The organism is Streptomyces sp. MBT53 (genome assembly GCF_016654115.1).
In the GTDB taxonomy this organism is placed as follows: Bacteria; Actinomycetota; Actinomycetes; order Streptomycetales; family Streptomycetaceae; genus Streptomyces.
Map to the genome: position 1 here is coordinate 34,472 of NZ_JAEQAZ010000013.1, position 25,634 is coordinate 60,105.

General features: G+C 69.2%; 23 protein-coding genes and 1 pseudogene. 12 read left to right on the plus strand and 12 right to left on the minus strand.

The annotated features are described in order from the left end of the window. From frc to JHN45_RS07280, 4 genes are all read left to right on the plus strand, one after another. Entirely contained in the window at positions 1–1,233 is a 1,233-nt protein-coding gene (gene frc / locus JHN45_RS07265) for a formyl-CoA transferase (protein ID WP_200712836.1), read from the plus strand. 4 nt (positions 1,234–1,237) lie between these two features. Continuing rightward, positions 1,238–3,382, plus strand: a complete 2,145-nt coding sequence (locus JHN45_RS07270) for an acetate--CoA ligase family protein (RefSeq protein ID WP_201048425.1) — start codon at positions 1,238–1,240, stop codon at positions 3,380–3,382. Between the two features lie 120 nt (positions 3,383–3,502). Next, positions 3,503–4,891, plus strand: coding sequence for an OFA family MFS transporter (locus JHN45_RS07275; protein ID WP_201048426.1), 1,389 nt, complete (start codon positions 3,503–3,505; stop codon positions 4,889–4,891). Between the two features lies 1 nt (position 4,892). Then, a complete protein-coding gene (locus JHN45_RS07280; protein WP_201048427.1) occupies positions 4,893–6,299 on the plus strand; it encodes an OFA family MFS transporter in 1,407 nt (468 codons plus the stop codon). A 54-nt stretch (positions 6,300–6,353) separates the two neighbouring features. Here the strand turns inward: JHN45_RS07280 and JHN45_RS07285 are convergent, their stop codons facing one another. The 6 genes from JHN45_RS07285 to JHN45_RS07305 form a co-directional block, all read right to left on the minus strand. Continuing rightward, the gene (locus JHN45_RS07285; protein ID WP_201048428.1) at positions 6,354–7,298 is read right to left on the minus strand and encodes a caspase family protein; all 945 of its coding nucleotides are present in this window, start codon (positions 7,296–7,298) and stop codon (positions 6,354–6,356) included. Positions 7,299–7,314: 16 nt separating this feature from the next. After that, positions 7,315–7,665 carry a hypothetical protein gene (locus JHN45_RS07290; protein WP_236583456.1) on the minus strand — a complete coding sequence of 117 codons (351 nt, stop codon included), beginning with the start codon at positions 7,663–7,665 and terminating at the stop codon, positions 7,315–7,317. A 566-nt stretch (positions 7,666–8,231) separates the two neighbouring features. Next, on the minus strand, positions 8,232–8,909 hold the full coding sequence (locus JHN45_RS07295) for a GntR family transcriptional regulator (protein WP_201048430.1): 678 nt from the start codon (positions 8,907–8,909) through the stop codon (positions 8,232–8,234). Between the two features lie 181 nt (positions 8,910–9,090). After that, the gene (locus JHN45_RS07300; protein ID WP_200712831.1) at positions 9,091–10,029 is read right to left on the minus strand and encodes a beta-ketoacyl-ACP synthase III; all 939 of its coding nucleotides are present in this window, start codon (positions 10,027–10,029) and stop codon (positions 9,091–9,093) included. Positions 10,030–10,178: 149 nt separating this feature from the next. Beyond that, the gene (locus JHN45_RS53940; protein WP_267930280.1) at positions 10,179–10,313 is read right to left on the minus strand and encodes a hypothetical protein; all 135 of its coding nucleotides are present in this window, start codon (positions 10,311–10,313) and stop codon (positions 10,179–10,181) included. Beyond that, positions 10,282–11,625 carry an OFA family MFS transporter gene (locus tag JHN45_RS07305; RefSeq protein WP_201048431.1) on the minus strand — a complete coding sequence of 448 codons (1,344 nt, stop codon included), beginning with the start codon at positions 11,623–11,625 and terminating at the stop codon, positions 10,282–10,284. Before JHN45_RS07305 ends, JHN45_RS53940 begins: the two co-directional genes overlap by 32 nt. A gap of 270 nt (positions 11,626–11,895) precedes the next feature. Here JHN45_RS07305 and JHN45_RS07310 point away from each other — a divergent pair, with 270 nt between their 5' ends. From JHN45_RS07310 to fdhD, 3 genes and pseudogenes are all read left to right on the plus strand, one after another. After that, entirely contained in the window at positions 11,896–12,867 is a 972-nt protein-coding gene (locus tag JHN45_RS07310) for a 2-dehydropantoate 2-reductase (protein WP_201048432.1), read from the plus strand. A 24-nt stretch (positions 12,868–12,891) separates the two neighbouring features. Further along, positions 12,892–13,077, plus strand: a pseudogene (locus tag JHN45_RS54650) (hypothetical protein); the annotation flags it as partial. Beyond that, complete coding sequence (fdhD, locus tag JHN45_RS07315) at positions 13,047–13,895, plus strand: formate dehydrogenase accessory sulfurtransferase FdhD (protein WP_201048433.1); 849 nt, start codon at positions 13,047–13,049, stop codon at positions 13,893–13,895. The pseudogene JHN45_RS54650 and the gene fdhD, both read left to right, overlap by 31 nt. Before the next feature lie 73 nt (positions 13,896–13,968). On the opposite strand, the gene JHN45_RS07320 is transcribed toward fdhD, so the two are convergent. Then, positions 13,969–14,829 (minus strand): LysR family transcriptional regulator, encoded by an 861-nt coding sequence (locus JHN45_RS07320; protein WP_201048434.1) that lies wholly within the window; start codon positions 14,827–14,829, stop codon positions 13,969–13,971. A 164-nt stretch (positions 14,830–14,993) separates the two neighbouring features. Between JHN45_RS07320 and JHN45_RS07325 the strand changes: the two genes are divergently transcribed. Beyond that, entirely contained in the window at positions 14,994–15,713 is a 720-nt protein-coding gene (locus tag JHN45_RS07325; RefSeq protein WP_201048435.1) for an SDR family oxidoreductase, read from the plus strand. A gap of 78 nt (positions 15,714–15,791) precedes the next feature. Here JHN45_RS07325 and JHN45_RS07330 read toward each other — a convergent pair whose 3' ends face one another. Further along, a complete protein-coding gene (locus JHN45_RS07330; RefSeq protein ID WP_201048436.1) occupies positions 15,792–16,340 on the minus strand; it encodes an isochorismatase family protein in 549 nt (182 codons plus the stop codon). Between the two features lie 19 nt (positions 16,341–16,359). Then, complete coding sequence (locus tag JHN45_RS07335) at positions 16,360–16,797, minus strand: MarR family winged helix-turn-helix transcriptional regulator (protein WP_200712824.1); 438 nt, start codon at positions 16,795–16,797, stop codon at positions 16,360–16,362. An 83-nt stretch (positions 16,798–16,880) separates the two neighbouring features. Between JHN45_RS07335 and JHN45_RS07340 the strand changes: the two genes are divergently transcribed. The 3 genes from JHN45_RS07340 to JHN45_RS07350 all read left to right on the plus strand — a co-directional run bounded on the left by JHN45_RS07340 (position 16,881) and on the right by JHN45_RS07350 (position 21,075). Next, positions 16,881–17,798 carry an NADP-dependent oxidoreductase gene (locus JHN45_RS07340; RefSeq protein WP_201048437.1) on the plus strand — a complete coding sequence of 306 codons (918 nt, stop codon included), beginning with the start codon at positions 16,881–16,883 and terminating at the stop codon, positions 17,796–17,798. Positions 17,799–17,954: 156 nt separating this feature from the next. After that, a complete protein-coding gene (locus JHN45_RS07345) occupies positions 17,955–19,826 on the plus strand; it encodes a sialidase family protein (RefSeq protein WP_201048438.1) in 1,872 nt (623 codons plus the stop codon). Positions 19,827–19,836: 10 nt separating this feature from the next. After that, a complete protein-coding gene (locus JHN45_RS07350; RefSeq protein WP_201048439.1) occupies positions 19,837–21,075 on the plus strand; it encodes a DUF4185 domain-containing protein in 1,239 nt (412 codons plus the stop codon). On the opposite strand, the gene JHN45_RS07355 is transcribed toward JHN45_RS07350, so the two are convergent. Then, positions 21,008–22,024 carry a bile acid:sodium symporter family protein gene (locus tag JHN45_RS07355; protein WP_201048440.1) on the minus strand — a complete coding sequence of 339 codons (1,017 nt, stop codon included), beginning with the start codon at positions 22,022–22,024 and terminating at the stop codon, positions 21,008–21,010. The two genes, JHN45_RS07350 and JHN45_RS07355, sit on opposite strands and share 68 nt — an antisense overlap. A gap of 171 nt (positions 22,025–22,195) precedes the next feature. Between JHN45_RS07355 and JHN45_RS07360 the strand changes: the two genes are divergently transcribed. Next, the gene (locus JHN45_RS07360) at positions 22,196–23,065 is read left to right on the plus strand and encodes a LysR substrate-binding domain-containing protein (RefSeq protein WP_200717475.1); all 870 of its coding nucleotides are present in this window, start codon (positions 22,196–22,198) and stop codon (positions 23,063–23,065) included. Positions 23,066–23,202: 137 nt separating this feature from the next. Here JHN45_RS07360 and JHN45_RS07365 read toward each other — a convergent pair whose 3' ends face one another. Both JHN45_RS07365 and JHN45_RS07370 read right to left on the minus strand, forming a co-directional pair. Further along, positions 23,203–24,363 carry a DUF3500 domain-containing protein gene (locus JHN45_RS07365; protein ID WP_307783052.1) on the minus strand — a complete coding sequence of 387 codons (1,161 nt, stop codon included), beginning with the start codon at positions 24,361–24,363 and terminating at the stop codon, positions 23,203–23,205. Positions 24,364–24,588: 225 nt separating this feature from the next. Next, a complete protein-coding gene (locus tag JHN45_RS07370) occupies positions 24,589–25,587 on the minus strand; it encodes an Lrp/AsnC family transcriptional regulator (protein WP_201048457.1) in 999 nt (332 codons plus the stop codon). Positions 25,588–25,634 lie beyond the last annotated feature (47 nt).

Consider the following 25,634-nt stretch of genomic DNA (forward strand, 5'->3'; position numbering starts at 1 on the left):
ATGACCGCCAGGGCACTTGAGGGCATCCGCGTCCTCGACATGACGCACGTCCAGTCCGGCCCCTCCGCCACCCAACTCCTCGCCTGGCTCGGCGCCGACGTCGTCAAGCTGGAGGCGCCCACCGGCGACATCACGCGCAAGCAGCTGCGCGACCTCCCGGACGTCGACTCCCTCTACTTCACGATGCTCAACTGCAACAAGCGGAGCATCACCCTCAATACCAAGACCGAGCGCGGCAAGGAGATCCTGACCGAGCTGATCCGGCGCTCCGACGTCATGGTCGAGAACTTCGGGCCGGGCGCGGTCGACCGTATGGGGTTCACCTGGGATCGCATACAGGAGATCAATCCCCGGATCGTGTATGCGTCCATCAAGGGGTTCGGGGACGGCCCGTACACCAACTTCAAGGCGTACGAGGTGGTCGCGCAGGCGATGGGCGGGTCGATGTCGACCACCGGCTTCGAGGGCGGGCCGCCGCTGGCGACGGGCGCTCAGATCGGCGACTCCGGAACAGGAGTGCATACAGTAGCCGGGATACTGGCGGCACTGTTCCAGCGCGAGAGCACCGGCCGCGGTCAGCGGGTCAACGTGGCCATGCAGCACGCCGTGCTGAACCTGTGCCGGGTGAAACTGCGCGACCAGCAGCGTCTCGCCCACGGCCCGCTCGCCGAGTACCCGAACGAGGACTTCGGCGACGAGGTGCCCCGCTCGGGCAACGCGTCCGGCGGCGGTCAGCCCGGCTGGGCGGTCAAGTGCGCGCCGGGCGGCCCGAACGACTACGTGTACGTCATCGTGCAGCCCGTCGGCTGGCGACCGCTCACCGAGCTGATCGGCCGGCCCGAGCTGGCCGAGGACCCCGAGTGGGCGACGCCGGAGGCCCGGTTGCCGCAGCTGGCCAAGATGTTCCAGCTGATCGAGGAGTGGTCGTCCACGCTGCCCAAGTGGGAGGTGCTGGAGCGGCTCAACGCCCACAACATCCCGTGCGGGCCGATCCTGTCGACCAGGGAGATCATCGAGGACGCCTCGCTGGTCGCCAACGAGATGGTCGTGACGGTGCCGCACCCCGAGCGCGGCGAGTTCGTCACCGTCGGCAGCCCGCTGAAGCTCTCCGACTCCCCCGTGGACGTGACCAGTTCACCGCTGCTCGGCGAGCACAACGAAGAGGTCTACATCGGCGAACTCGGTCTCGGCGACGAAGAGTTGCGCCTCCTCAAGTCGAACGGGGTGATCTGACGTGATGGCAGAGGACCGGGTGCTGAAGGTGCGCGCCCTGCTCGACTCCGTGCGGGCGGAGGGACGGTTCGCGCTGACCGCGCCGGAGGGCAAGGTGATCGCCGACGCGTACGGGATCGCCGTACCGGGTGAGGAGTTGGCGACGGACGTCGACGAGGCGGTGGCGTACGCGGCGCGGTTCGGCGGGCCGGTGGTGATGAAGATCGTCTCGCCGGACATCCTGCACAAGACCGACGCGGGTGGTGTGATCGTCGGGGTCGAGGGCGCGGCGGACGTACGGGCCGCGTTCCACAGGATCGTCGACAACGCGCGTGCGTACAGCGCCGACGCCCGCATCGAGGGCGTCCAGGTGCAGGAGTTGCTGCCGCAGGGGCAGGAGGTCATCGTCGGCGCGGTGACCGATCCGACGTTCGGGAAGGTGGTCGCGTTCGGGCTCGGCGGGGTGCTCGTCGAAGTGCTGAAGGACGTGACGTTCCGGCTGGCGCCGGTGAGCGCGGACGAGGCGTTGTCCATGCTGGACTCGATCCGGGCGGCGGAGATCCTGCGCGGGGTGCGCGGCGCACCGGCCGTCGACCGGTGGGCGATCGCGGAGCAGATCCGCCGGGTGTCCCAACTGGTAGCGGATTTCCCGGAGATCGCCGAGGTGGACCTCAACCCGGTGATCGCGACTCCGGACGGCGCGGTCGCGGCCGACATCCGCGTGATCCTCGCCGAGTCGCAGCCGGTACCCCGTCGACGGTATACACGCGACGAGATCCTGACGACCATGCGCCGGCTGATGGAGCCGACCTCCGTCGCCGTGATCGGCGCCTCCAACGAGCAGGGCAAGATCGGCAATTCGGTGATGCGCAACCTCGTCGACGGCGGCTTCGCCGGCGAGATCCACCCGGTGAACCCCCGGGCCGATGACATCCTCGGCCGCAAGGCGTACAAGAGTGTCACGGACGTTCCCGGTGAGGTGGATGTGGCCGTCTTCGCCATTCCCGCCAAGTTCGTGGCAGCGGCACTGGAGGAGGTGGGTCGCAAGAACATCCCCAACGCCGTCCTCATCCCTTCCGGGTTCGCCGAGACCGGTGAGGTCCGACTCCAGGAAGAAATAGTGGAGATAGCCGAGCGCTACGGCGTGCGGCTGCTCGGGCCGAACATCTACGGCTACTACTCCACCTGGCAGGATCTGTGCGCCACGTTCTGCACGCCGTACGACGTGAAGGGCGGGGTGGCGCTGACCTCGCAGTCCGGTGGCATCGGCATGGCCATCCTGGGGTTCGCGCGGACCACGAAGACGGGGGTGTCGGCGATCGTCGGGCTCGGCAACAAGTCGGACCTCGATGAGGACGACCTGCTGACCTGGTTCGGCGAGGACCCGCACACCGAGTGCATCGCGATGCACCTGGAGGATCTCAAGGACGGGCGCGCGTTCGTGGAGGCGGCCCGAAAGACCGTACCCCGTAAGCCTGTTGTGGTCCTGAAGGCCGGTCGTACGGCGGCGGGTGCGAAGGCCGCGGGCTCGCACACGGGCGCGCTGGCCGGCGACGACGCCGTGTACACGGACATCCTCAAGCAGGCCGGGGTCATCCGTGCCCCCGGGCTCAACGACATGCTGGAGTACGCGCGCGGACTGCCGGTGCTGCCAACTCCCAAGGGTGACAACGTAGTTATCATCACGGGCGCCGGTGGCAGTGGCGTACTGCTCTCCGACGCGGTGACCGACAACGGCCTCTCCCTGATGGAGATTCCGCCCGATCTGGACGCGTCCTTCCGGGAGTTCATCCCGCCGTTCGGGGCCGCGGGCAACCCGGTCGACATCACCGGGGGCGAGCCGCCGTCGACGTACGAGGCGACGATCCGGCTCGGGCTGGAGGATCCGCGCATCCACGCGCTGGTCCTCGGCTACTGGCACACCATCGTCACTCCCCCGATGGTCTTCGCGGAGTTGACCGCGCGCGTGGTCGCCGAGTTCAAGGAACGCGGCATCGAGAAGCCGGTGGTGGCGTCGCTCGCGGGTGACGTGGAGGTCGAGGAGGCCTGCCAGTACCTGTACGAGCGCGGGGTGGTGGCGTACCCGTACACGACGGAGAAGCCGGTGGCCGTGCTCGGCGCGAAGTACCAATGGGCGCGTGCGGCAGGGCTGTTGGGCGGTGGTTCATGACGTGAGCCGACGCGGGGCCGGCCGACAGTGCGGTCGGCCGGCCCCGGGGACCCGTGCGCACACGAAAGGCAATGGACAGGGGGCGCTGGCCAGAACTTTCGACGCAAGGGGCACTGAGCGATGGCAACAACGGACTACTCCACGTCCGTCCCTTTCAGGGAGGTGACGGACCGTCACGGCCGCGTGTACCGCATCGGCGAATCCGATGTCGACATCATGGGCCGGGCGCGCAAGTGGATGGTCGTCCTGCCCTGGGTGGGCATGATGGGCATCAGTTCCGCCGAGTACGCGTTCACGTCGGCGGAGGACACGCTCCACGACGCGCATCTGTGGAGCAGTGGGCACATCTTCTGGCTGATGGGCGTCTGGGTGTTCTTCCAGGCGGCCGTGGCCTTCCCGGCCGGGCAGTTGCGGGAGAGCGGCAGACTCCCGGCGCGTACGGCCATGTTGATCGGCGCGCTCGGCACACTGCTGGGCTATCTGGCACTGGCGTTCGCACCGAACGTGCTCGTCGCCTACTTCGGCTTCGGCATGTGCAGCGGTATCGGCGCCGGTCTTGTGTATGCGACCTGCGTGAATATGGTCGGCAAGTGGTATCCGGAGCGCAAGGGCGGCAAGACCGGCTTCGTGAACGGCGGGTTCGCCTACGGGTCCGTGCCGTTCGTGTTCCTCTTCACCTCGGTGCTGGATCTCGGCAACTACAAGGTGCTGCTCAGTCTGGTCGGCGTCGGGCTGTGTCTGGTGGTGGCGTCGGCGGGCTGGTTCTTCCGCGATCCGCCGAAGAACTGGTGGCCCGCGCACGTCGATCCGCTGAAGGCGGCCCAAGACCCCAGGATCCGGCGGGCGTTGGAGAAGAACCCGCCGGCGGTCAAGCAGTACACCCCCAAGGAGGCCGCCCGTACCCCCGTGCTCTGGATGATGTGGTTCTGTCTGCTCTGCACGGCCGGCATCAACATCTTCGGCATCGCCTTCCAGGTGCCGTTCGGCAAGGACATGGGCTTCGCGGGTGGGATCGTGGCCACGGCGATGTCCCTGAAGGCGATCGTCAACGGCACCGGGCGCGGGGTCATCGGCTGGATCTCCGACCGTTTCGGCCGCCGTCACACGCTGATCATCGTGTGTCTCGTGCTCGGCACCGCGCAGTTCGGGGTGCTGGTCTCGGGCCAGATGGGCAGCATGCCGTTCTTCCTGTTCTGCTCCATGGTCTCGGGTTTCGGCGGCGGGGCGATCTTCCCGCTGTTCGCGGCCATGACGGCGGACTACTTCGGTGAGAACAACAACGCCAGCAACTACGGGATGGTCTACAGCTCGAAGCTGATCTCGGGGCTCGTCGGGTCCGGTCTGGGCGCGGTCGTCGTCGGTGAGTGGGACTACCACGGCGCGTTCGTGCTGGCCGGTTCGGTGGGTCTGGCCTCCGCGGTGCTGGCGCTCTTCCTCAAGGCTCCGGGCCGGCCCAGCGCCCGGCGTATCGCCCCCAACCCGCAACCGCTCGGCGAGGAGATGGCGTGACATGACCGCAGATCCCATCACCACGAACGAATCCGGCGCCGCGAACCGTCCCTACCGTGAAGTGACCGACGCCAACGGCCGCGTCTACCGCGTCGGCGAGACCGACCGCGACATCCTCGGTCACTCGCGCAAGATCATGATCTATCTGCCATGGATCGCCATGATGGCGATCAGCGTCTTCGAGTACGCGTACGGCTCGGCGGAGGACACGCTGTCCAGCGCGCACGGCTGGACGCAGAGCAACACCTTCTGGATCCTGAGCGTTTGGGTGTTCTTCCAGGCAGGCATCGCCTTCCCCGCGGGCTGGATGCGGGAGAAGGGCATCCTGACGGCCCGCAAGGCGATGTACGCCGGCTCGGTGCTGTGCGTGATCGGTTTCCTGGCGCTGTCGCACCTGGACAACGTGTGGCTGGCGATCATCGGCTTCGGCGTGATCGGCGGCATCGGCGCCGGTCTGGTCTACGCGACCTGCATCAACATGGTCGGCAAGTGGTTCCCCGAACGGCGGGGCGCCCGCACCGGGTTCGTCAACGGCGGCTTCGCGTACGGCTCGCTGCCGTTCATCTTCATCTTCAACTACGCCTTCGACACCGGGAATTACCACCGGGTGCTGGATCTGATCGGCTGTTACATCCTGATCGTGGTGTTCGGGTGCGCGTTCTTCTTCAAGGACCCGCCGAAGAACTGGTGGCCCGCCGACATCGATCCGCTGACCTACGGCGGCAACGACAAGAGCGCGACGAGCCTCGCCAAGAACCCGCCTGCCGTACGGCAGTTCACGCCCAAGGAGGCCATCCGCACCGGCATGCTGCCGCTGATGTGGCTGTCGATCGTGCTGACCGCCGGGGTGTCGATCTTCGGGATCTCCTTCCAGGTCGACTTCGCGAAGGACGTGGGCTTCGGCCCGCTGGTGGCGGCCTCGTCGATGGGCGTCATGGCCGTCATCAACGGCATCGGCCGCGCGGTGGTCGGCTGGTTGTCCGACCTGTGGGGCCGCAAACTCACCCTGGTCTTCGTCATCGTCGTCCTGGGCCTCGCCCAGTTCGGCGTGATCTGGGCCGGTCATCTGCGCAGCGAGTGGCTGTTCCTGTTCTTCGCGTTCCTGTCCGGTTTCGGCGGCGGCGCGTTCTACCCGATGTTCGCGGCCCTGACCCCGGACTACTTCGGCGAGAACTTCAACGCCACCAACTACGGCCTGGTGTACAGCGGCAAGCTCGTCAGCGGCCTGTTCGGCGGCGGCCTCGGCTCCATGGTGGTCGCGGCCTGGGGCTACAACGGGGCGTACGCGCTGGCCGGCGGCGTCTCGATGGTGGCGGCGGCGATCGCGTTGCTGCTGCGGCAGCCGGGGCGTACGGCAGGGGGTGTTGCCCGGCAGAGGCGGGCTGGCACGGCGGAGGCGACCACGTAGGCCCCCGGACCGGTGGGGCCCCGCACGGATGCGAGGCCCCACATCACCACGACGTCAGCTGTCGCCTTGGCGGAGCGACGCGGTGTCCACGGCGATCCCGGCGAAAAGCTCGGCCGCGTGGGCCAGGAGCATGCGCTGATCACCGGGATCGATGAGCGGGTCCTTGCCCAATTCGTTGACCCGCAGCGCGAATTCCGTGCGGGCGGCGAGGCCTTCGGGGGTGTTTGCGGTGCCGTAGGCCGGGTTACGGACGAGGGCGAGGCGGCCGTGGTGGTCGAGGGTGCGTTGACGCGGGCGCGGTAGCCGTCCGTTCGGCTCCTGGGATACCGCGCTGAGTGTGGTGGGCAGCACCACCGAGAGATGGTGGAAGACCGTATTCAGGTCCAGGTACTCGGGCCCGTCCGGGATCCCCCTCTCGAACAGCCGCAGCAGACTTCCCGTGAATCCGGTGTGCCGTTCCGTCATTTCGTAGAGCGCTGAGGCGACCCGGTCCGTGGCACAGAGCAGATGCATATCGCCGGCACCGGGGTTGTCGAGGACTCGGCCGGCGAAGCAGCAGTCGAGTACGACAAAGGTCTGTTTGGCGCGGAGGTAGCGCAGTCGACTGAGGACGGAGCTGACCTGCAAGCCGGTACGGAGAGCTTCGGTTCCCTTGTCGACGGAACCGGTGAGGGCCAGGAACAGCTCCCTGCGTCCGCTGTCGTCACCGGCAGGTGCCATGCCGTGGCCGACGTAGTAGAAGAGCACCACATCAGGTGTCCCACCGGCGATCCGGTCCAACGTCGTGAGGACCTCCTCCGTGCTGCTCGGATCGATGACCTTGAGGACGCGCTCCTTCTCAAAGAGCCCTTGGGAACCGGTCAGAGCCGTGGCTAGATCATCGACACAGGCATCAGCCTGCGGAATCCGGTGCAGACCACTGCCCGGCGCATGCTGAGACGTACCCATCAGCACCGCCCAGGAACGCTCGCTGTCGATAAGCCGCGTGGGCCAAGGCACGGTCATCATGTTCCTCTCACGTCACGCAGGCCCTTTGAAGTTGGGCCACGATCGAAGGGACATGCGCCGGTGTCGGCGCCGTGGCCGTGTAGCTGCAACCGTCACCGCACGTGACGTTCACCGTGACTGCTCGCAGTCTGCTTCTGTCCTGCAGCCAGCCGCCGAGTCTGGTGATGACAGCATTGATCAGCGGCGCCGACAGCGCGAGCACATGTACCGCGTCCGGGACGTTACCCATGCGCCCGTCCGGTAGCGTCGGCGCCCCCAGGGTTACGGATGCCCGGGTCAGATCTCCTGCCTCGGTCAGCCACTCCTCCAGGCTTCTCGCGCAGTCCTCCGCGTCGTCTCCCTCGAACCTGAAGATCATCTCGGACAAGATCAGCCCCCTGGAGTCAGCACCGGACGATGACGAACCGCTTGGCACCTTTCCCTGAACTCGCTGGCAGAGCTCAGAGAGTAGCCAGCCGAACGCACCCTGACTACAAGGCAGTTCAGACAAGCAGCCCAACTACGCTCCCTGTATGAGCACCGCGCCTGAAGAAGAGCCCGGCCGCGGAGTCGGCACGCCTCGCCTTCGTCAGCCACTGCACCATCGCCGAACTCACCGTGCCGCTCACCGCGCTGTCGGTCCAGGCCATCGGACAGGTCAGCACCGCGCTCCCGGGGGCCGCGTGACTTCCGGCCGAAGATCGGCTCCGGCTAATGCCCCTCCTCGCGATGCCGCGAGACATCGTCTGTCTCTGCGCAGGCGTGAAGAGGACCGTCGGAAATCTGATCACAGCGTTCCGGGTGGACACGACACCGGACGACCGGTAATGGCGCTGCTCTCGCCGTGCGGCTGTTCGCTGTCGCAGAACTCACCGCCCTGATGGGCGTGTTGGCAGCAATACCGACGGCTCGAACCCGCTGGTGCGCCAGCTGTCTCGCGTCCGCTCAGGACTTCTCCCGCTCGTGGTACGACCGCCGGGTGTGCTCGGTGTGTTCCCGCATCAGCAGGCTGGCGCGCAGCTCGTCGCGGGCCGCGATCGCGTCGATCAGGTGACGGTGCTCGATCCAGGACGTCAGGCCGCGCTGCCGTGCCACCGGCGTGTAGTACCAGCGGACGCGGCGGTCGACCTGCGCGGCGAGTTCGGCGAGGACGGCGTTGCCGGCCAGTTCCATGATCTTCGTGTGGAAGCGGGCGTTCATGGCGACGGCGGCGTCCACCTCGTCGGCGTCGACGGCGCGCTCGCCCTCCGCGCACAGCTCTTCCAGGACGGCGATGCCCGCCTTGCCCGCGTTGGCGGCGGCGAGCCGGGCGGCCTCGGCCTCCAACAGGGTGCGTACGGTGAGGAGTTGGTCGGCCTCCTCCTCCGTCGGCTCGTGCACGAACGCACCCTGCGCGGGCCGCAGATCGACCCAGCCCTCGGTGTTGAGCCGCTGCAGCGCCTCCCGCACGGGTTGCCGGGACACTCCGAGGTGCCCGGCGAGTTCGCTCTCGACGAGGTGCTGGCCGGGCCGCAGGGCGCGCGTGGTGATGAGTTCGAGCAGCGCCTCGTAGACACGGTCGCGCAGCGGGCCCGGGCGTTCGAGCTTGGGCACCGCCCCCTGCGGCAGTCCTTGCGACAACATCGCGGTCCCCCTCCTGAGCAACATCGGCATTTTGCAGACAGTAGCCAGCAGACAGTGCCTGTACGCGGCCGTACGACCAAGTATCGATTGTCTATCGTCTACAGTCTACGGCGCACAGTAGCCAGAGGGTGCGGGAGTCGACCTCGTCACATCCAAGGTCACACCTGAGCGTGTGCCCAGGTCACGGGCACCGTACGACCTGACCGGCGTACGACAGATTCCCGCCGAAGCCGAACAGCAGGACCGGATCACCGGTGCGGACGGCGCCCTGTTCGACGAGCTTCGAGAACGCGAGGGGGATGCTCGCGGCGGAGGTGTTGCCCGATTGGATGACATCGCGGGCGACGACCGCGTTGACGGCGCCGATCTTCTCGGCGAGGGGCTCGATGATGCGCAGGTTCGCCTGGTGGAGGACGACACCGGCGAGGTCGGCGGGGGTCAGGCCGGCCTTCTCGCAGGCCTTGCGGGCGATGGGCGGGAGTTGGGTGGTGGCCCAGCGGTAGACGCTCTGGCCCTCCTGCGCGAACCGCGGGGGCGTGCCCTCGATCCGTACCGCGTGGCCCATCTCGGGGACGGATCCCCACAGGACCGGTCCGATGCCGGGCTCGTCGGCGGCCTCCACGACGGCGGCGCCCGCTCCGTCGCCGACGAGGACACAGGTCGTACGGTCGCTCCAGTCGGTGACCTCGGACATCTTGTCGGCGCCGATGACCAGGGCCCGTACGGCCGCTCCCGCGCGGACGGCGTGGTCGGCGGTGGCGAGGGCGTGGGTGAAGCCGGCGCACACGACGTTGACGTCCATCGCGGCCGGTGAGGGGATGCCGAGGCGGGCGGCGACGCGGGCGGCCATGTTCGGGGAGCGGTCGATGGCCGTGGAGGTGGCGACGAGGACCAGGTCGATATCCCCGGGCGTCAGGCCGGCCGCGGCCAGCGCCTTGGCGGCGGCGTGCGCGGCCAGCTCGTCGACGGGTTCGTCGGGTCCGGCGATGTGACGGGTCCGGATGCCCACCCGGGAAGTGATCCACTCGTCACTGGTGTCGACCATGCCCGCCAGGTCCTTGTTGGTGAGTACCTTGGCGGGCTGGTAGTGGCCGACGGAGGCGATCCGCGTGCCGTTCATGGGTGGTTCCCCTCGTTGCCTTGGGTAGCGGGATCCACCAGTCTTGCCAGTGACTCGCGGGTACGACGGCAGGTGATGCCACAGGAAACTGCCGTCCGGGTTGTCGGCTTCCGTCAGCCGTCCTGCGGTTGACGGTATGCGCCGAACATTCAGCCGGTGAACAGCTGCTTCGCCTTGAGGATCAGTTCGTAGAGGCCGTAGACGAGGGGTGCGCCGACCCAGAGCCAGGCGAAGGCGATCAGCGGTCGCCGGTCAGGCGGACTCTGACTGGTGTCGTTCGACATCGACGGCCTCCCTCTGGGCGGGGATGTGGTGGCGGGCGTTGACGGGCCGGACGAGTTCGTTGGCGACGAAGCCGATGACGAGGAGTCCGATCATGATCAGGAAGGAGGTGTCGTAGAGGGAGGCGCCGTGTTTGCCGGCGTCCTTCTGGTGGTCGGCGATCCAGTTCACGATCAGCGGTCCGAGGACACCGGCCAGGGACCAGGCAGTGAGGAGCCGGCCGTGGATCGCGCCGACCTGATAGGTCCCGAAGAGGTCCTTCAGGTACGCGGGTACGGTCGCGAAGCCGCCGCCGTAGAAGGAGAGGATGACCAGCGCGCACAGGATGAACAGCGGCTTCGAGGAGTCGCCGAACAATGCGATGAGCGCGTACATGACCGCGCCGACGCCCAGGTAGACGCGGTAGATGTTCTTGCGGCCGATCAGGTCGGAGGTCGAGGACCAGCCGATGCGGCCCGCCATGTTGGCGGCGGAGAGCAGTGCGACGAAGCCGGCGGCGGCCGACACCGAGACCGGTGTGGAGGTGTCCGCGAAGAAGTCCGTGATCATCGGGGCGGCCTTCTCCAGGATGCCGATGCCCGCGGTCACGTTCATGCACAGGACGACCCACAGGCACCAGAACTGCGGGGTGCGCACGGCGCTGTTGGCCGAGACCTGGACGCCGGTGAGGGCGGGAGCGCCGGACGAGTTCGCCGGGTCCTGGGAGTTCTCGGTGCGCGGCACCCGTACGAGCAGCACGCCGAGTGTCATGAAGACCGCATACGAAAGACCGAGTACGAGGAACGTCTGCGCGATGCCGGTGTTGTCGGAGCCGAACGACTTCAGCATCTGGGCCGACCAGGGGGAGGCGATGAGCGCACCGCCGCCGAAGCCCATGATGGCAATGCCGGTGGCCATGCCGGGCCGGTCCGGGAACCACTTGATCAGGGTCGAGACCGGTGAGATGTAGCCGATGCCGAGGCCGATGCCGCCGACGAAGCCGTAGCCGAGGACGATCAGCCAGAACTGCTTCGTCTCCGCGCCCAGTGCGGAGATCAGAAAGCCGGAGGAGAAGCAGATCAGGGCGACGGTCATCGCCCAGCGCGGGCCGTTGCGTTCGACGAGGGTGCCGCCGAACGCGGCCGACAGGCCGAGCATGACGATCGCGAGCTGGAAGGGCAGCGCGCTCTGCGTGCCGCTGAGGTTCAGTGAGGATTCGAGCGGCGGCTTGAAGACACTCCAGGCGTAGGCCTGGCCGATGGAGAGGTGCACCGAGAGGGCGGCGGGGGGAACCAGCCAGCGGCTCCACGCCGGGGGTGCTACTGGGGGACTCATGATCCCGGACGGTAGGGAGTGGCAAGGGAGTTGAGAAGGCGGCGCGTCGACCGTATGCGATGAACGGTATGCAGAGTGCGCCGAACGGTCGCCGCCGGAACGGTCGTTGACGCGACGGTCGCTGTCCGAACCCTTGCCGACCCTCGACTCCATACTGTAGACAATATTTCGTCGACACTGTTCGGCTACCGTCCGCACTGGCCGGACGACAGCCGCAGCAGCTACGGCAGTCACCTCCGCGGTACTCCCTCGACCGAACGGAGAGTCCCAGTGAAAGTCGCAGTCCTCGGCGCCGGTGCGATCGGCGCCTATGTCGGCGCCGCGCTCCACCGTGCGGGCGCCGATGTGCATCTCGTCGCCCGTGGACCGCATCTCGCGGCCATGAGGCAGCACGGCGTCCAAGTCCTCAGCCCGCGCGGCGACTTCACCGCCCGCGTCCATGCCACCGACGACCCGGCGGAGATCGGCCCGGTCGACTTCGTCCTGCTCGGTCTGAAGGCCAACTCGTACGCGGCGTGCGGGCCGCTGATCGAGCCGCTGTTGCACGACACCACGGCGGTGGTGGCGGCCCAGAACGGCATCCCCTGGTGGTACTTCCACGCGCACGGCGGCCCCTACGACGGGCAGCGCATCGAGAGTGTGGACCCGGACGGCGCGGTCAGTGCGGTGCTCGCGCCGAAGCGGGCCGTCGGCTGTGTCGTCTACGCGGCAACGGAGCTCGCGGGCCCGGGAGTTGTGCGCCATCTCGAAGGCACCCGGTTCTCGATCGGGGAGCCCGACCGGAGCGTCTCGGTGCGCTGTCTCGCGCTGAGCGAGGCCATGCGGGCCGGCGGGTTGAAGTGCCCGGTCGAGCCGGACCTGCGCAACGACATCTGGCTCAAGCTGCTCGGCAACATCTCCTTCAACCCGATCAGCGCGCTGGCCCGCGCCACCATGCGGCAGATGTGTCTGCACGGCGGCACCCGCAGGGTCATCGAGATCATGATGACCGAGACGCTCTCGGTCGCCGAGGCCCTGGGCTGCGAGGTCGGTGTCTCCATCGAGCGGCGGCTCGCGGGCGCGGAACGCGTCGGTGACCACCGCACCTCGACGCTCCAGGACCTGGAGCGCGGCAAGCCGCTCGAACTCGACGTACTGCTAGCGGCCGTCGTCGAGTTGGCGGAGATCACCGGCGTGGAGGTGCCCACCCTGCGCACCGTGCACGCCATCTCGGACCTGCTCGCGCTGAGGAGCGCCGCGTGAGAGGTGGCATACGAGGAGACGCGGGTGGGCCGCGAGCCCACTCCGCACGTGCAGGACAATGAGAGCGTGAGGGTCACCTCGCCGCACGACAACCGGGTGGCCTGCGGCGACTTTCGCGGCAAGGGCCGTTTCGGCCACCAGCACGTACAGACACGTACAGAACCGGGGCTGATCAGGACATGGGACGAGTCACGGAACGACGCAAGGTGATCCGGATCCGCGACGGCGCGGTCTCCAGCCGTCCGGACACGCTCGTCGCCGAGGAGCCCCTGGAGATCAGGCTCAACGGCAAACCCCTCGCGATCACCATGCGGACGCCGGGCGACGACTTCGCGCTCGCGGCCGGGTTCCTGGTCAGCGAAGGTGTACTGGCGACTGCATACGATCTGCGGAACATCGTCTACTGCGCGGGGGCGACGGTCGACGGCACGAACACGTACAACGTCGTCGATGTACGCACCGCCCCGGACGTGGTGATTCCGGACATCACGCTGGAGCGGAACGTGTATACGACGTCGTCGTGCGGTCTGTGCGGCAAGGCGAGCCTGGACGCGGTCCGTACGACGACCCGCTGGCCGATCGCCGACACTCCCCCGGTCCGTGTCGAGCCCGCGCTGCTCGCGAGCCTCCCCGACCGGCTGCGCGCGGCCCAGCGGGTCTTCGACCGGACCGGGGGTCTGCACGCGGCGGCCCTGTTCAGCGAGGAGGGCGAGCTGCTGGACGTACGGGAGGACGTGGGCCGGCACAACGCGGTCGACAAGCTGGTCGGCCGTGCCCTGCAGAACGGCGACCTGCCGCTGTCCCGGGTGATCCTGCTCGTCTCCGGCCGGGCCTCCTTCGAGCTGGCGCAGAAGGCCGTGATGGCCGGGATCCCGGTGCTGGCGGCGGTGTCGGCGCCCTCGTCGCTGGCCGTGGACCTGGCGGCGGAGACGGGTCTGACACTGGTGGGCTTCCTGCGGGGCAGCAACATGAACGTGTACGCGGGCGAGGACCGTATCGCCCTGACGGCCGCGGCCACCCAGGGCTGACGCCCTCGTCCCGCGGCACGGCGGCGGGGCCCCGGCCGGCGGGGAGCGCCCCCTGCGCCGCAGGGGCCCCGCCTCAGTCCAGCCCTTCCGCGCCCGGCCCCTCCGATCCCTGCCCTTCCAATCCCTGGGCGGCCCGTACGAACGCCGTGACGAGGGGTGAGCGGCGGGCCGTCTCCCAGGCGAGGATCACCTCGTCGGGTTCGGCGTCGGTGACGGGGACGTAGGTGATGTCGGGGCGGGAGTACTGCTCGGCGACGGAGACCGGGACGAGGGTGATGCCCGCTCCGGAGGCGACGTTCTCGAACTTCTCCTCGATGCTGCGGATCGGTACGTCGTCGGGGTCGGGGTTCGGGTTGAGGTAGCGCAGCCAGGTCTCGCCGTCGAGGTCGGCCAGGACGAGGTCCGGTTTGCCGGCGAGCCGGTGGTCGGCGGGGAGCATCGCCACCCGGGTCTCGGTGAACAGCGGGAGCAGGGTGAGGCCCTGTTCGCGGATGGGGCGGCGCAGGTAGGCGAGGTCGACGGTGCCGTCGAGGATCAGCTGTTCCTGGTCGTCCCATTCGACCCGCCGGGCCTTGACCTCGGCCTCGGGACGGGCGGCGCCGAAGGCGCGCAGCGTAGGGGTGATCACGACACCGGCACGGAAGCCGACGACGAGGCGGTGCGGCCCGTGAGCGGCGCGCTGCACCCGGCGGCGAGCGGCGTTCGCGGAGGCGAGCAACGTCCGTCCGTCGTCGAGGAGTTGGCGTCCCGCCGCCGTCAAGGTCACGCCGTGGCTGTCACGTTCGAAGAGAGTGGCGTCCAGGTCCTTTTCCAGGGCCCGGATCTGACGGCTCAACACCGGCTGCGCGATGTGAAGTTGTTCGGCCGCGCGCCCGAAGTGGAGCAGTTCGGCCACCGCCACGAAGTAGCGGACCTTCCGCAGGTCGAGATCCATGGGTGCCACCGCCTCCCTGCCGTTCCCGTTGCCAGTGCTGTTGCCGGTGCTGTCGCCGTCGGCGATGCCTTCAGGGTATCGCCGACGCCGAAAGAGGTCTTGGACGGCGAGGCGGCCGCCACCGCAGGCTGGACGACGTCACAGCAACACGAAAGGGGCAGGTCATGGGAGTGCGAGGACAGCGGATCGTCGTCATCGGCGGTACGGCGGGCATCGGGCTCGCGGTCGCGGAGGCGGCCGGGCGGGAGGGCGCCCGGGTGGTGGTCGCCTCGCGTCGGCAGGAGAGCGTGGACGCGGCGCTGAAGCGGCTCCCCGAGGACGCGGAGGGCCGGGTGCTCGACGCGAGCGACGAGAGCGCCGTAAGGGACTTCTTCGCCGGGCTCGGCGGCTACGACCACCTGGTGTACACGGCGGGTGAGGCGCTGCTGATGGAGAGCGTGGCGGAGTCCGACCTCGGGCGGTCCCGGGCGTTCCTGGACACCCGGTTGTGGGGTGCGTACACGGCGGTGAAGTACGGTGCCGGGTCGATCCGGGAGGGCGGTTCGGTGGTGCTGACCACGGGGACCGCCGGGCGCAGGCCGCTGCCCGGTACGTCCGTCGCCGCCGCGCTGTGCGGGGCGATGGAGTCGCTGACCCGGGCGCTGGCCCTGGAGTTGGCGCCGCTGCGGGTCAACGTGGTCGCGCCCGGTCTCGTCCGCACGGAGTTGTGGCGGGAGTTGCCCGACGACGACCGGGACGGACTGTTCGCGTCCGTCGCCGGGTCGCTCCCGGTCGGCCGGATCGGTGAGCCGGCCGATGTCGCCGAGGCGTATCTGTATCTGATGCGCGGTGGCTACAGCACCGGTTCGACGGTGGTCGTGGACGGCGGCACCCTCCTCGTCTGACGGCCGGGCCCCACTTCTCAACTGCCTTGAGTCCAGGGCGTGTCAGCCTCTCGTCGGCCGCCTTGCGCTCAGGGCGTGTCAGCCTCCCGGCGTGAACCCCACCTCCGCCGCCGTCACGACCGACCCCAGCCGTGGGAAGTCGAGTCTGACCGACGCCTGGTGTTCGGCGTCGGTGAGCGCGCTCATGGCGTCCTCGACGAAGACGAGCTGATACCCGAGGTCACCGGCGGCGCGGGCGGTGGACTCGACGCCGAGGTTGGTGGCGATCCCGCCGAACACCAGGGTGTCGACGCCCCGTTCACGCAACCGCTGGTCAAGTCCCGTGCCCTGGAAGCCGCCGATCGTCCGTTTCACGATCTCCAGGTCGCCCTCCTCGGCCAGTCCGGCGGCGAGTCCGCTGCCGGAGGGCTGTTCGGTGATGCCGGGGCGTTCGACCCGGATCAGTACGACGAGCGCTCCGGCGGAGCGGAAGGCGGCGGCCAACTCCCCGGCCACGGAGAGGACTTCGGTGCCCTTGTACGGTTCGAGCGGCAGCGCGACGATGCGGTCCATCAGGTCGACGAGGACCAGGGCGGTGCGCGCGGGGTCGAGGGCGAGCCGGGGTTCGGGAGTCTGCGGTGGGGTCATGACGGAACGTTAGCTCCCGTCAGCCGTCCGTACCGGAGATCCGGATCAACAGGTCCATGAACCGGTCGCGTTCGGCCGCCGTCAGGGGTGCGAGGAGCCGGTCGTTGGCCTCACGGGCCGCCTTCTCGCACCGCTTCAACAGGCGCGCGCCCTCCGCCGTGAGCGACACCGCGTTCTTGCGGCGGTCCTTGGGGTCGGGCTCGCGGACGACCAGGTGTGCGGACTGGAGGTCGTTGAGGACGCCGACGAGGTCCTTGGGGTCGAGCCCGACACCGCGGCCGAGGTCGGCCTGGGCGACGGGGGCGAGGTCGCGGACGGCGGAGAGGACCACGTGGTGCCACATCTTCAGGCCTTCGGCGGCCAGGGCGTCGGCGACGAGGGCCCGGCCGCGGGCGGCGGCTCGGCCGAGGAGCCAGCTGGGGAGGGAGCGGATCGCGGGGAGGGGTGCTTCGGCCATGTGCGCAGCCTACCCAGAATTCGTTGGACTTCCCAATGAAACCGTGAATACCATTGGACCTCCCAACGATTCCTGGAGGTGCGATGCGACGCGTCCGGTACGAGACCACCGGCGGCCCGCTGTTCCTGGAGGAGGCCCCCGTACCCGACCCCGGGCCCGGTGAACTCCTCGTCCGCACCGAGGCGATCGGGGTCACCCTGCCCGTCGTCCGCAAGGTCACCGAGGCCGTCGAGCCGATCCCGCTCGGCGGTGAGATCGCGGGCGAGGTGGTCGCCGTAGGACAGGAGGTGACCGGATTCCGGGTGGGCGAGCGGGTGACGGGGCTGTGCTTCGGGCACGGTTACGCCGACTTCGCCGTCCTGCGCGAGGCGATGGCCTCCCGGGTGCCCGACACCGCCTCCGCCGTCGACGCGGTCGCGCTCGTCCGCAGCGGGCTGGTGGCCCTGGGCGCACTGGACGCGGCCCGCCCCGAGCCGGGCGAGGCCGCGCTGATCACGGCCGCGGCGAGCGGAGTCGGCCATCTCGCCGTGCAGTTGGCGAAGGCGCGGGGGGCGGGGCGAGTGGTGGGCGCGGTCTCCGATCCGGCGAAGGGCGACTTCGTGCGCGCCCTGGGTGCCGACGAGGTGATCGGCTACGACGCGTTGGGCCCGGTCGAGCCCGTCGACTACGTACTCGACGCGGTGGGCGGCGAGTTGCTCACCCCGGCGGTGGCGGCGCTCGTCCCCGGCGGGCGGCTCGTGGCGTACAGCTCGGGCGGCGGGACGATCCAGGCGTACGACCTTCTCGTGGGCGCGAAGTCCGTGATCGGGTTCCAGATGGCGCGGATCGCGCGCGGGAGGCCGGAGTTGTACGAGCGGTGGCGGCGGGAGCTGTGGCGGCTGTTCGCCGAGGGTGCCCTGAAGCCGTTCGTGCACGGGGAGTTCGGGCTGGCGGAGGCGGCGAAGGCACACGAGGTGATCGAGTCGCGGGGCAACCTGGGCAAGGTCGTGCTGCGCCCCTGAGGCACCGGCCCACCCCTGTCGTCCCGTCAACTTCCGTGACACCGACCGCTGCACGCTTCTTGTGAGGCTCCGGATGCCCCAACTAACGTCTGTGACGCGCCCGTTGGACGTGGGATGTCCGGATGTCAAGACGAATGAAGGGCAGGTCGCACCACCATGCCGTCAAGTCTTCGCGCACGTCTGAGATCCACCCTCACCGCCGCACTCACCCTGGCCGCGCTGCTCGTGCTCCCGAGCCCGGCCCACGCCGCCGTCCAAACCACCGGCCCCGCACCGGAGTTCACGCAACAGGTCCTCTTCAAGGCGTCCCAGGACCCGGGCTACGCCTGCTTCCGGATCCCGGCCGTCGTCAGGACGAACGACGGGACGCTGCTCGCGTTCGCCGAGGGCCGGATCCTCAACTGCGGTGACGCCACCGACATCGACATCGTCGTCAAACGCTCCACCGACGACGGCGCCACCTGGAGCCCGCTGCAGGTCGTCAACCACGGCGGCGGCGACACGCACGGCAACCCGGCACCCGTCGTGGACCGCGGGACGGGCCGGATCCTGCTCGCCGAGACGTACAACACCGGCCGTACGGACAGCGCCAGTTGCTCGGTCCCCTGCGACCGCACCCCGCATCTGCAGTACAGCGACGACGACGGTCTCAGCTGGTCGCAGCCGCGTGACCTGAGCGACGAGATCCTGCCCCCGAACTGGAACTCCTGGTACGCCACCGGTCCCGTGCACGGCATCCAGCTCACCCGCGGCAAGCACAGGGGCCGGCTCGTGTTCGGCGTCAACACCGAGACCTGGGACGGGAGTCGGGTCACCGCGAACAACGCGGCCCTGATCGTGAGCGACGACGGCGGCGACCACTGGAAGATCGGCGCCACCGACTCGTACCCGATCGCGGCCGACGGGACCTGGCGGCAGAAACCGTCCGAGGTGACGATGACCGAGCGCACTGACGGCTCCATCCTGGTGAGCGGCCGGGAGCAGGACGGCACCGACCTCGGCCACCGCACCCAGGCGGTCAGCCGCGACGGCGGCGACAGCTTCACCGCGCCCTTCCGCGACCTGCCCGACCTGTACGCCCCGCAGGTCCAGTGCGCCACCCTCGGCCTCGGCTCCCGCATCCTGCTGTCCTGCGACGCGGACCCCGACCGCCGCCGGACGATGATGATCCGCTCCTCCTACGACGGCGGGCGCACCTGGGACAGCGTGGACCGCGGCACGGTGGTGACGAAGGACTGGTCCGGCTACTCCGACATGGCGCGGATCAGCGGGGACACGGTGGGCCTGCTCTACGAGGGCGGCGCGGTGTCGGCGACCGACGAGATCCGTTTCGCCCGCTTCAACGAGGCCTGGCTGCAACCGCGTCGGGGCCCGGACCCGACGACCGCCGACCTCGCCCCGCACGCCCAGCGCGCGGCCGTGCTCGGCGGCGCCCAGGAGACGGACGGGGTGTCGGGCGGTGCGCTGTCCTTCGACGGTGTCGACGACGCCGTACGACTGCCCTACAGCGACCGACTGCCCCTGGGGACAAAGGACTTCACGGCCTCCCTCTGGTTCCGCTACACCGCGACGACCGGCGATCAGCCGTTCCTGTGGATGGGCGGGGTCGGTACAAGTCAGCCGCAGGTGTGGCTGCGCGGTGAGCCCGCCGGCAACCACGTGCGGGCGCTGATCACCACCCGGGACGGTGCGACGGCCGTCCACACCACCTCCGTGGTCACCGCAGGCGCCTACAACGACGGGCAGTGGCATCACGCCGTGGTGCGGCGCGGCGGTTGGCAGTTGACGCTCTCCGTGGACGGAACGACGGTGAGCACGGCGGACGTCGTGGGGTCCGTGAGCCGCAACTCGCCGTTCGGCGTGCACCTCGGCCAACGCGTGGACAGCCTGCAGTACTTCACCGGGTCCCTCGACGAAGTCCACGTCTGGGACCGGCTGTTGACGGACGACGAACTGGCCGCACAGGATCCGCCCACCGCCGGGACCGTGCTGTGGCTGCCCATGGACCGGGTGAGCGGCAGCCACTAACGTCCCGGGCGTGCCCGAGGACCGACGAGCACGACAGCGGACGGGAGCCGGGGTCGGCCTGCTGCTGACCCTGGCTCTCGCGGCCGTGCTGCTCACCGCCCTCCCGAAGGACCACGACCGGGAGGGCGGCGGCGCGTGCCCGGCCCGTACGGTGCGCTCCTGGTCGGCCGACACGAAACTCACCGACTCCTTTGCCGCGTACGGCGACGACACGACCCGTACCGACGACTGGACCGGCGGCGACGGCACCCACTCGGTGCGGCTGCCGGACGGACGGGTGCTGTGGCTGTTCTCCGACACCTACCTCGGCCAGGTGCACGGCCCGCCCAACCCGGTCGGCGAGTCCTACGTCTGGCGGGACACCACCGCGCCGCTGGTGCGCAACTCGGCGGTGGTGATGCGCGACGGACACCCCCAACTCACCCTCCCCGCACCGCTGTTCCCCGATCCGGCCCCGAACGAATGGCGTTGGCCGGTCGCGGCCCGTGTCGAGCCCCGCTCCCCCGGTTCGGCCGAGTCCGTCGTACGGGTACTGCTGTGGACGCGGACGGCGGGCGCGTATCCGTGGATCTACGGGATGCCGACCGCGACGGAGGTGGCGACGCTGTCGCTGCCGGATCTGCGGGTGGAGTCGATCGTGACGGTCTTCGACCAGCGGTTGGTCCAAGACCCTTCGCAGCGTGTGCAGTTCGGGACGACGCTGGTCGCGGTGGGCGGGTGGACGTATGTCTTCGGCGGGAACGACGGGCAGGCGGCGGCGCGGCCGACGTCCTCCGCGTATGTGGCGCGGGTGCCGGAGGGGCGGCTCGGGGAGCCGGGGGCCTGGGAGTACTGGGACGGTTCGGCGTGGACGGGGCGGGCCGGGCCGCGGGCGGTGCTCGGGGACGGTCAACACACCGGTGTGGGGAGCGCGTTCTCGGTGGTGCGGGACGGGGGGACGTACGTCCTGTTCACGATGGCGGCGGGCAGCCGGGGGTTGACCACCGTGACCTCGTACTGGGCCTGTTCGCCCGTCGGGCCGTGGCACGGGCCGGCCCCGGGGTTCAGTCCGCCGCTGCCGGCCGGGCAGGTCGCCGCGTACAACCCGCAGGTGCATCCGGCGCTCGGCGGAGACGGGCGGATCGTGCTCAGCTACGACGTCAACTGGCTGGACGCGACGGCCACTTCGGCGGCCTGGAACCTCAGCCGGAACGTGTCGCTGTACCGACCGCGGTTCGTGACCCTGCGGTTGGGGCCGCCGTCCCGGTGACCTCGGGCTGCGGGTCGCGGGCGCGACGCTTGGCGATGACCGCGCACACCATCAGCTGCATCTGGTGGAACAGCATCAGCGGCAGTACGGCGAGGGAGGCGTGGGCGCCGAACAGGACGCTGGCCATGGGCAGTCCGGAGGCGAGGGACTTCTTCGACCCGGCGAACTGGATGGCGATCCGGTCCTCCCGGTCGAAGCGCAGCGCCTTGCCGCCGTACCAGGTCAGGGTGAGCATGACGGCGAGGATGACGGCTTCGACGGCGAGCAGTCCGGCCAGGCGCAGCGCGCTGACCTGGTGCCAGATGCCCTGGACCATGCCCTCGCTGAACGCGGTGTAGACGACGAGGAGGATCGAGGCGCGGTCGACGTAGCCGAGGACCTTCTTGTGCCGGGTGATGAAGCCGCCGACCCATTGGCGCAGCAACTGCCCGGCGAGGAACGGCACGAGGAGTTGCAGCACGATCTTGACGACGGAGTCGGCGGAGAAGCCGCCCGCGTTGCCACCGAGCAGGGCGGCGGCCAGCAGCGGGGTGATGACGATGCCGGCGAGGGAGGAGAAGGAGCCGGCGCAGATCGCGGCGGGCACGTTGCCGCGCGCGATCGAGGTGAACGCGATCGAGGACTGCACGGTCGAGGGGACGAGGGTGAGGAAGAGCAGCCCTTGGTAGAGGGGGTGGGTCAGCAGCACCGGGACGAGTCCGCGGGCGGCCAGGCCGAGCAGCGGGAAGACGACGAAGGTGCAGGCCAGGACAGTGGTGTGCAGTCGCCAGTGCTTGAGGCCGTCGAGTGCCTCGCGGGTCGAGAGGCGGGCACCGTAGAGGAAGAACAGGAACGCGATGGCGGCCGTGGAGGCTCCCGAGGCGACATCCGCTCCGGTGCCTCGGGCGGGGAGGAGTGCGGCGACGCCGACTGTCCCGAGGAGCAGCAGGATGTAGGGGTCGATCGGCATCCGACTGGGCCATCGCAGGCGTTTCACTGTGCTCCACTGTCTCGCTGTACGTCCGCCCGTCCGGCGCGGACCGGTGCCCTCCCCATCGTCCTCTTCCGCCTCTTGATCGGGAATCCGTCATACCGCTCTGACTGTCATCACGTTTCGCGATGACCGGATACCGTGTATGCCATGTACGACCTCTCTCACCTGCGGACTTTCCTCGCGGTGTCCCAGACGCTGAGTTTCACGCAGGCCGCGCGGCGGCTCGGGCTGCGCCAGTCGACGGTGAGCCAGCATGTGCGGCGGCTGGAGGACGCGACGGGACGGCAGCTGTTCACCCGGGACACCCACTCCGTGGAGCTGACCGAGGACGGCGAGGCGATGCTCGGTTTCGCGCGCCGGATCCTGGAGGTGCAGGAGCAGGCGTCGGCGTTCTTCACCGGCACCCGGCTGCGCGGCCGGCTGCGCTTCGGCGCGTCCGAGGACTTCGTCCTCACCCGGCTGCCGGAGATCCTGGAGGGCTTCCGCTACGAGCACCCCGAGGTCGACCTGGAGCTGACCGTGGAGCTGTCCGGGACGCTGCACGAGCAACTGGCGGCCGGGAAGCTGGACCTGGTGCTGGCGAAGCGGCGAGCCGAGGACCCCCGGGGCGAACTGGTCTGGCACGACAAGCTGGTGTGGATCGGCGCGGAGCGGCTCCGGCTTGACGCGGACCGTCCGGTGCCGCTGATCGTCTATCCGCCGCCGGGGATCACGCGAGCCCTTGCCATGGAGGCACTGGAGCGGCAGGGGCGGGCGTGGCGTATCGCCTGCACGAGCGGGAGTCTGAACGGGCTGATCGCCGCCGCCCGGGCGGGACTCGGGGTGATGGCGCACTCGAAGGGGCTGGTGCCACCGGGCCTCGTACGGGTACCGGAGCGGGCGGGGCTGCCGGAATTGGGGGAGGTCGATTTCGTGCTGGTGCACGGGCGGCGCAGGGTTTCCGCACAGGGGGCGGCGGACGCGCTGGCGGCGGCGATTCTGGCGGGTGGGGATCGGCTGCATCGACGCGGTCCGTAATATCGGCGGCATCGGCGTTCCACCATTGCGGGGAAATGCAGATACTGAATTCCGCGAGGGCGCGCAATAAAGCCGTACAGGAAATACCGACTGCGGGCGGCGCTGTCGGTCAGGAGCAGCGCCGCCCGCTATGCGGATCAGGAGAACGAGAACTCTCCTCCGTAGTCGGTGTCGTGGTCGCGGTAGACGCTGCTGTAGCCGAGTTGGCTGGTGTCGACGACGCCGTCCTCGACCGAGAACTCGATCCAGACGCCGGGTCCGTCGATGCGGACGTAGTCGCCGACGGTGTCCAGGTCGGTGGTGCCGGAGTAGGAGATGTAGGTGTCGTCGAGCTCCGACTTGTAGGTGCTCAGGGTGGACGCGGCGGTCGTGTCGTCCGCGGCCTCGACCCAGGGCGTGATGGCGTCGAGGATCAACTGCTGCTGGTCGTCGGTGAGTTCGCTGGCCGCGATGCCTTCCTTGGTGGTGGGGAAGTCGCCGTCGTCGGCCGGGCCGAGCACCACGTCGGTGGTGGTGTCGGAGAGCTTCGCCTCGGTCAGCTCGTCGTCGGTCAGGCCTTCGAGCATCGAGACCAGGCCGTCGTGCATCCCGGACAGGGGTGCGTAGGTGGTGCTGTCGTCGGTCCAGCTGACGGGTTCGACGCCGGCGAAGTACGGGGTGGCACCGACGACTTCCCCGTCCTTGTAGGTGAGGTTGACGGCCAACTGGTCGCCGCCGAAGTGGAGTTGCCAGGTGCCGGTGGTGCTGGGGGTGCCGAGGAAGGCGAGGTAGTAGTTGCCGCTGCCGTAGCTGCTGTCGGTCTCGCCGAGGACGTCGTCGGCCGCGAGGATCTGGGAGATCTGGTTGTAGCCGGTGTCGCTGCCGGTGCCCGTGGCGGCCTCGACCACGGCCTTGGCGGCGGCGAGTTGGGTGTCGCTGAGGGAGCTGAGTTCGATGCCGACCCGGCAGGTCGCGCCGCACGAGAGGTTGGACCAGGCGACGGCGTTGGCCTGGGTGAAGTCGAGGAGTACGTCGGCCTGTTGGTCGTCGTCCAGGGTGTCGAGGAAGGTGTTGGCGGCGTCGACGACGTCCGAGGCGGAGGTGCCGGTCCCGGCGGAGTTCGAGGGCACGATCGAGGACGGTCGGGCGGATCCGGGAGTGGACGGGGAGGTGGATCCGGGGGTGGTCTGGGACGAGGACTGGGATCCGGTGTCCGGGGCGGAGGCGCTGCTGGACGGGTCGGACTGGACGGAGGCGGCGTTCGCGTTGGCGTAGAGGCCGCCGCCGAGTAGGGCCGTCGCTGCCGCTAAGGCGCCCACCACCTTCCTGTGGCGTCCCAGGGACCTGCGGTGAGCGTTTTTGGTCTTCAATTCGATATTCCCTTCAGGGGTCTCGCCCTGAGGACTTCCCATGATTTTTTCCGGCACCGGAAAAGATCTTCGGGAAAATCCCCGCGGCATCGCTTTGGACGAGCCACATTCGATCGCCGGACACTGTGATTCACGCCTCCGAGTGCTTGGTATTGAGCATGATTTATCTTGAACTTACTTTGAGGGAGCGCGAGTTGCGGGCGAGTTGAGCGGAAGCGTCCGGTACGTCAGTTGTTTGACCCGGCGCAGGAACGGGCTCGCCTCCACGTGCCGCACTCCGTCGAGCTGTCCGAGGGGTCCACTGAGGTAGTCGTAGAGCCCCGCCGTGTCCTTCACGACGGCCGTCACGACGATGTTGGACGTGCCGGCCGTCGCGGACGCGTAGGCGATCTGGTCGTGCGTGGCCAGCGCCTCGCCGACCGAGTGCAGTGCCGCGGGGGTCGCCGTGATCCACAGCACGGCCGCACGCGGGTAACCGAAGACCTCCGAGTCGTATTCGATGTCGATGTACACGGCCCCGGAGCCGATCAGCGTGGCGAGGCGGCGTTTGACGGCGGACTCGGAGCGGCCGGTGGCGCGCTGGAGTTCGGGGTAGGTGGCGCGTCCGTCGCGTTCGAGTACGGCGATCAGGGCCTCGTCGTCCGGTTCGACGCGGGCGGGGCCCAGCGCCGGTTCGGGGAGCAGGGCGGCGATCTGGTCGTCCGCCAGCACTTTGAAGCGGCGGAGCCAGCCGGTGGGGCCGCCGTAGAAGCGGTGCAGCATCTGGTGGGCGCGGATGTCCAGGACGCTGGGGGTGCGCGGGAGTTTGCCGAGCAGGAGGTCGTCGTAGTCGCCGGGGTTGCGGGGGCGGGTGAGGCAGACGATCTCGGTGCCGCCGGAGGCGAGGCCGATCCAGGCGGTGTCGGGGCGTTTGGCGAGGGCGTCGGCGATGTTGAGGGCGTTGTCGGGGGCGCAGCGCAGGCGCAGCATCCACTGGTCCTGGCCGAGGCGTTCGGCGTCCCGGATGGCGACGACGCGCAGGCCGGCCTCGGCGGTGAGTCGGCGGAAGCGGCGGGCGATCGTCTGGTCGGAGGCACCGAGGACCGTGCCGAGTCGGCTGAAGGAGGCGCGGCCGTTGATCTCCAGGGCGGTGAGGAGTTCCATGTCGAGCCGGTCGAGGGTGTCGGATTCCATCTCCAGCACGGCTGCTCCTGTCGGATTCCGGCGATGAGACGCCCGGT

What these genes read in the sequence shown, in the direction of transcription:
- frc (WP_200712836.1), top strand. Translation starts at nt 1, where the DNA reads ATGACCGCCAGGGCACTTGAGGGCATCCGCGTCCTCGACATGACGCAC.
- JHN45_RS07270 (WP_201048425.1), top strand. Translation starts at nt 1,238, where the DNA reads ATGGCAGAGGACCGGGTGCTGAAGGTGCGCGCCCTGCTCGACTCCGTG.
- JHN45_RS07275 (WP_201048426.1), top strand. Translation starts at nt 3,503, where the DNA reads ATGGCAACAACGGACTACTCCACGTCCGTCCCTTTCAGGGAGGTGACG.
- JHN45_RS07280 (WP_201048427.1), top strand. Translation starts at nt 4,893, where the DNA reads ATGACCGCAGATCCCATCACCACGAACGAATCCGGCGCCGCGAACCGT.
- JHN45_RS07290 (WP_236583456.1), bottom strand. Translation starts at nt 7,665, where the DNA reads ATGATCTTCAGGTTCGAGGGAGACGACGCGGAGGACTGCGCGAGAAGC.
- JHN45_RS07295 (WP_201048430.1), bottom strand. Translation starts at nt 8,909, where the DNA reads ATGTTGTCGCAAGGACTGCCGCAGGGGGCGGTGCCCAAGCTCGAACGC.
- JHN45_RS07300 (WP_200712831.1), bottom strand. Translation starts at nt 10,029, where the DNA reads ATGAACGGCACGCGGATCGCCTCCGTCGGCCACTACCAGCCCGCCAAG.
- JHN45_RS53940 (WP_267930280.1), bottom strand. Translation starts at nt 10,313, where the DNA reads ATGTCGAACGACACCAGTCAGAGTCCGCCTGACCGGCGACCGCTGATC.
- JHN45_RS07305 (WP_201048431.1), bottom strand. Translation starts at nt 11,625, where the DNA reads ATGAGTCCCCCAGTAGCACCCCCGGCGTGGAGCCGCTGGCTGGTTCCC.
- fdhD (WP_201048433.1), top strand. Translation starts at nt 13,047, where the DNA reads ATGGGACGAGTCACGGAACGACGCAAGGTGATCCGGATCCGCGACGGC.
- JHN45_RS07320 (WP_201048434.1), bottom strand. Translation starts at nt 14,829, where the DNA reads ATGGATCTCGACCTGCGGAAGGTCCGCTACTTCGTGGCGGTGGCCGAA.
- JHN45_RS07325 (WP_201048435.1), top strand. Translation starts at nt 14,994, where the DNA reads ATGGGAGTGCGAGGACAGCGGATCGTCGTCATCGGCGGTACGGCGGGC.
- JHN45_RS07330 (WP_201048436.1), bottom strand. Translation starts at nt 16,340, where the DNA reads ATGACCCCACCGCAGACTCCCGAACCCCGGCTCGCCCTCGACCCCGCG.
- JHN45_RS07335 (WP_200712824.1), bottom strand. Translation starts at nt 16,797, where the DNA reads ATGGCCGAAGCACCCCTCCCCGCGATCCGCTCCCTCCCCAGCTGGCTC.
- JHN45_RS07340 (WP_201048437.1), top strand. Translation starts at nt 16,881, where the DNA reads ATGCGACGCGTCCGGTACGAGACCACCGGCGGCCCGCTGTTCCTGGAG.
- JHN45_RS07345 (WP_201048438.1), top strand. Translation starts at nt 17,955, where the DNA reads ATGCCGTCAAGTCTTCGCGCACGTCTGAGATCCACCCTCACCGCCGCA.
- JHN45_RS07355 (WP_201048440.1), bottom strand. Translation starts at nt 22,024, where the DNA reads ATGCCGATCGACCCCTACATCCTGCTGCTCCTCGGGACAGTCGGCGTC.
- JHN45_RS07360 (WP_200717475.1), top strand. Translation starts at nt 22,196, where the DNA reads ATGTACGACCTCTCTCACCTGCGGACTTTCCTCGCGGTGTCCCAGACG.
- JHN45_RS07370 (WP_201048457.1), bottom strand. Translation starts at nt 25,587, where the DNA reads ATGGAATCCGACACCCTCGACCGGCTCGACATGGAACTCCTCACCGCC.